Below are 3,892 nucleotides of genomic sequence, written 5' to 3'. Positions count from 1 at the left end.
CCCCCTTCCCCCCGCGCCCGTCCCATGCCATGACAGGCCCATGGCCGAGACCGAGCTTCCCGAACCCGACCGCAGCGAAGGCGCTCCGCATCCGCGCGAGACGCCGGTGCTTTTCGGCCAGCAGGCAGCCGAAGAGGGGTTCCTCACCGCATTCAACAGCGGCCGCCTGCATCACGCCTGGATGCTGACCGGGCCGAAGGGCGTGGGCAAGGCGACGCTGGCCTGGCGGATCGCGCGCTTCCTGCTCTCGGCACCAGCCGATGACGGCGGGCTGTTCGGCGCGCCGGCGGCCCCCGACACGCTCGACACCGACCCGGACAGCCCGCTCGCCCGTCGGATGCGGGCGCTGGCCGAGCCGCGACTTTATCTCCTGCGCCGCGGCGCCAACGACAAGGGCAACGCCCTGTCGCAATTCATCACCGTCGACGAGGTGCGGCGGATGAAAAGCTTCTTCGCGCTCTCGGCCGCCGATGGCGGGCGGCGGGTGGCGATCGTCGATGCGGTGGACGAGATGAACACCGCCGCCGCCAATGCGCTCCTGAAACTGCTGGAGGAGCCGCCCGCGGGCGCCGTCTTCCTGATGGTCTCGCACCAGCCCGCGCGGCTGCTGCCGACGATCCGCTCGCGCTGCCGCGAGCTGAAGCTGTCGCGGCTCGCCCCCGATGCGCTGTCGGATGCGCTGACCGCGACCGGCGGCGCGGTCGATCCCGAGGATACCGTGGCGCTTGCTGAGCTTGCCGACGGATCGGTGGGCGAGGCCTTTCGCCTCACCAGTCTGGAAGGGTTGCAGAGCTATGCCGCGCTGGTCGGGCTGTTCGCCACCCTGCCCCGGCTCGACCGCAGCCGGGCGCTCGCGCTGGCGGACAGCGCGGCGGCGCGCGGTGGGGCCGACAGATTCGATCTGATCCTGACCCAGATCGACCTGTTTCTCTCGCGGCTGGCCCGCGCGGCGGCGCGGCGCGAAACCCCGCCCGAGGCCGCACCGGGCGAGGCCGCGCTCTTCGCCCGGCTCGCCCCCGATGTCGCCTCGGCCCGGCCCTGGGCCGAACTCGCGCAAAGCCTGACCGCCCGCGCCCGGCGCGGCAAGGCCGTGAACCTTGACCCTGCCGCGCTTCTCATGGATATCCTTCTGAAGATCGACGCCACGGCGGGCCAACTCGCCACCGGATGACCATGCCCCCCGAAATCTCCGCCGAAATGTCCCCCGACGACGCCCTTCTCCCCGAACTTGTCGACAGCCACTGTCACCTCGATTTCCCCGATTTCGAGGGCGAGGTCGATCAGCTGGTGGCCCGTGCCGCAGCCGCTGGCGTGCGCCGGATCGTCACCATCTGCACGAAACTGTCGGGGCTGGAGAAGGTCCGCGCGATCTCCGGGGCTTACCCCGGCGTGTTCCACACTTTCGGCCTCCACCCGATGAGCGTGGCCGAAGAGCCGCCGATCACCACCGCCGAACTGGTAGAGATCGCCCGGCATCCGAAATGCGTCGGCATCGGCGAGACCGGGCTCGACTATCATTACACCGCGGAAAGCGCCGCCGCGCAGCAGGTCTCGCTGCGCAACCATATCGAGGCCGCGCAGCAGACCGGCCTGCCCCTGGTGATCCACGCCCGCGCCGCTGACGAGGATATGGAGCGGATCCTGGCCGAGGGGATGCGGCACGCCCCCTATTCCTGCGTGATGCACTGCTTTTCCTCGGGCGCGCGGCTGGCCGAAGCCGCGCTTGAGATGGGCTTTTACCTCTCGATGTCCGGCATCGCCGCTTTTCCCAAAAGCCAGGAAATCCGCGATATCTTCGCCCGCGCGCCGCTCGACCGGGTGCTGGTCGAGACCGACAGCCCCTATCTGGCGCCACCCCCCTTCCGCGGCCGCCGCAACGAGCCGGCCTATGTCGCCCATACCGCCAAAGTCGGCGCGCAGATCTTCGGCCTGAGCGAGGCCGAATTCGCCGCCGCCACCACCGCGAATTTCGACCGGCTGTTTCCCCGCGCAAGGCTCGCAGCATGACCGCGTTGCGCTTCACCATCCTCGGCTGCGGCTCGTCGGGCGGGGTGCCGCGGATCGGCGGTTTCTGGGGCGATTGCGACCCGGACGAGCCGAAGAACCGCCGCCGCCGCTGCGCCATGCTGGTCGAGCGCGAGGGCCGGGACGGCGTGACCCGCGTTCTGATCGACACCGGCCCCGACCTGCGCGAGCAGCTTCTCGCCGCGGGCGTCGGCGCGCTGGATGCGGTGGTCTACACCCATTCCCATGCCGATCACGTCCACGGGCTGGACGATCTGCGCCAGGTCGTGCTGAACATGCAGCGCCGGCTGCCGGTCTGGGCCGACGGCCCGACGCAGGAGGCGCTGCTGACCCGCTTCGGCTATGCTTTCGTGCAGCCCGCGGGCAGCGCCTATCCCTCGATCCTTGAGATGAACACCATCGGCGGGCCGTTTTCGATCACCGGCGCGGGGGGCAGCCTCGATTTCGTGCCGTTCCGCGCCGAGCACGGCACGATGGATGCGCTCGGCTTCCGCATCGGCCCGCTCGCCTATCTGCCCGATGCGGTGGAGATCCCCGAGGAGAGCTGGACCGCGCTCGCCGGGCTCGACTGCTGGGTGGTCGATGCGCTGCGCCGCAAGCCGCATCCGACCCATGCGCATCTGGAGATGACTTTGGGCTGGATCGCGCGCGCGAAGCCGCGGCGCGCGGTGCTGACCAACATGCATCTCGACATGGATTACGCCACGCTGACAGGCGAATTGCCGGACCATATCGCCCCCGCCTGGGACGGAATGGTGCTGGAATACGATACATCGGGCTGAGCGGCCCGGATGTCCGCGCTGCTCGATGTCATCCTGCCGGTCTTCCTGGTGATCGGCTTCGGCTGGATCGCGGCCCGGGCCGGGCTGTTCCCCGACGGGGCGGTGGATGGGGTGATGCGGTTCACGCAGGGCTTTGCGCTGCCCTGTGTGCTGTTTCGCGGCGTGGCCCGGCTGGATCTGGGCGCGGCCTATGATCCGGGGCTGATGGTGGCGTTCTATGCGGGCGCCTTCGCGGGCTTCGGCCTGTGTTTCAGTGGGGCGCTGTGGATCTTCCGCCGCCCGCTTGCCGATTGCGTGGCCATCGGCTTCGCGGGGATGTTCTCGAACTCGCTGCTTCTGGGCCTGCCGATCACCGAGCGCGCTTTCGGACCCGATGCGCTGGCCGGGAACATCGCCATCATCTCGGTCCATTCGCCGATCATCTACACCACCGGCATCGGGCTGATGGAATGGGCGCGCGCGCGGGGGCAGCAGGTTCCGCTCTTGCGGCTGGGGCGTCAGATCGCCCGCGCCGTGCTGCATCAGCCGCTGGTGATCGGGATCCTTCTCGGCTTCGCGGTCAATCTGACCGGCCTGCCGCTGCCCGCGCCGTTATGGTCCGGGGTGGAGATGATGGCGACGGCGGCGCTGCCTGCGGCATTGTTTGCTTTGGGCGGGGTGTTGTTCCGCTATCGCCCCGAGGGGGACCGGCTGGTGATCGCGATGATCTGCGTGGTTTCGCTGGTGGTGCATCCGGCGCTCAGCTGGGGGCTGGCGCGGGGCGTGTTCGGGCTGGACGATGCCGGGCTGCGCTCGCTGATCCTGACCGCGGCCATGGCGCCCGGGGTCAACGCCTATATGTTCGCCCATCTCTACGGGGTGGGAAAGCGGGTGAATGCCTCGGCGGTGCTGTCCGGCACCGCCTTCTCGATCCCGACGATCTGGCTGTGGTTGCAGATCCTGCCGTGACCGCGGCCATGGCGCCCGGAGTTTTCAAAAACTCCGGCCCGGACCCTTTGAAGGGTCCGGACCGGTTTCTTTGAAGAAACCGGCGGGTCAGCGGCCGGTCACGCCGCGCAGGCGGTCGGAGCGGCGGCGCAGCAGCT

At 69.4% G+C, this 3,892-nt stretch carries 4 protein-coding genes; all 4 read left to right on the top strand.

Going from position 1 to position 3,892, the window contains the following annotated elements; genetic code table 11:
- Positions 1-40: 40 nt before the first annotated feature.
- Genes XINFAN_RS18900 through XINFAN_RS18885 form a run of 4 tightly spaced genes read left to right on the top strand, consistent with a single transcriptional unit; the run spans position 41 to position 3,755 of the window.
- Complete coding sequence (locus tag XINFAN_RS18900; RefSeq protein ID WP_124088420.1) at positions 41-1,171, top strand: DNA polymerase III subunit delta'; 1,131 nt, start codon at positions 41-43, stop codon at positions 1,169-1,171.
- Between the two features lie 26 nt (positions 1,172-1,197).
- Positions 1,198-2,007, top strand: coding sequence for a TatD family hydrolase (locus XINFAN_RS18895; RefSeq protein ID WP_124088421.1), 810 nt, complete (start codon positions 1,198-1,200; stop codon positions 2,005-2,007).
- Entirely contained in the window at positions 2,004-2,807 is an 804-nt protein-coding gene (locus XINFAN_RS18890; RefSeq protein WP_124088419.1) for an MBL fold metallo-hydrolase, read from the top strand. Before XINFAN_RS18895 ends, XINFAN_RS18890 begins: the two co-directional genes overlap by 4 nt.
- 9 nt (positions 2,808-2,816) lie before the next feature.
- Positions 2,817-3,755, top strand: a complete 939-nt coding sequence (locus XINFAN_RS18885) for an AEC family transporter (protein ID WP_124088418.1) — start codon at positions 2,817-2,819, stop codon at positions 3,753-3,755.
- Positions 3,756-3,892 lie beyond the last annotated feature (137 nt).

The organism is Pseudogemmobacter humi, assembly GCF_900609055.1.
In the GTDB taxonomy this organism is placed as follows: domain Bacteria; phylum Pseudomonadota; class Alphaproteobacteria; order Rhodobacterales; family Rhodobacteraceae; genus Pseudogemmobacter; species Pseudogemmobacter humi.
This window is presented reverse-complemented; position numbering and strand designations above follow the sequence as displayed.

Excerpts from the sequence above, each read along its gene's own strand:
- XINFAN_RS18900 (WP_124088420.1), top strand. The coding sequence starts at position 41 with ATGGCCGAGACCGAGCTTCCCGAACCCGACCGCAGCGAAGGCGCTCCG.
- XINFAN_RS18895 (WP_124088421.1), top strand. The coding sequence starts at position 1,198 with ATGTCCCCCGACGACGCCCTTCTCCCCGAACTTGTCGACAGCCACTGT.
- XINFAN_RS18885 (WP_124088418.1), top strand. The coding sequence starts at position 2,817 with ATGTCCGCGCTGCTCGATGTCATCCTGCCGGTCTTCCTGGTGATCGGC.
- XINFAN_RS18890 (WP_124088419.1), top strand. The coding sequence starts at position 2,004 with ATGACCGCGTTGCGCTTCACCATCCTCGGCTGCGGCTCGTCGGGCGGG.